1 protein-coding gene is annotated in these 472 nt (G+C 65.0%); it reads right to left on the bottom strand.

Annotation, left to right across the window (positions count from 1 at the left end):
• A partial coding sequence (gene ribH, locus AWU74_RS08125; RefSeq protein ID WP_062328821.1) for a 6,7-dimethyl-8-ribityllumazine synthase occupies nt 1-472 on the bottom strand: 472 nt, incomplete at both ends.

Genomic DNA, 472 nt, shown 5'->3' with positions numbered 1-472 from the left:
GTTTTGCGTCGAGCTTTGCGAACAAATCCGCCATTTCCATAGCGCTCATCATCGCGTCCCAGCCCTTGTTGCCCGCTTTCGCCCCCGCCCGCTCCACCGCCTGCTCTATCGTGTCCGTGGTCAGGACGCCGAAGACGACGGGCACGCCCGATGAAAGCCCCGCCTGCGCCACGCCCTTCGCGGCTTCGGCGGCGACGTAGTCAAAGTGCGGCGTCGCGCCGCGGATGACCGCGCCGAGACAGATGACGGCGTCGTACTTCTTGCTTTTGGCGAGCTTTGCCGCGGCAAGCGGGATTTCAAACGCGCCCGGGACGCGGACCACCGTGAGGCGCTCCGCCTTGCCGCCGTGCCGGACGAAGCAGTCGACGGCTCCGTCGAGCAGCCGCGCGGTGATAAAGTCGTTGAAGCGGCTTATCGCCACGGCGAAGCGTTTGCCCTGCCCCTGCAATGAACCGGTGATTTCCGTATACAT

The sequence above is a fragment of the Treponema endosymbiont of Eucomonympha sp. genome, from assembly GCF_001028545.1.
The sequence above is the reverse complement of the archived record's forward strand: the minus strand, read 5'-3'. Positions and strand labels throughout refer to the sequence as shown.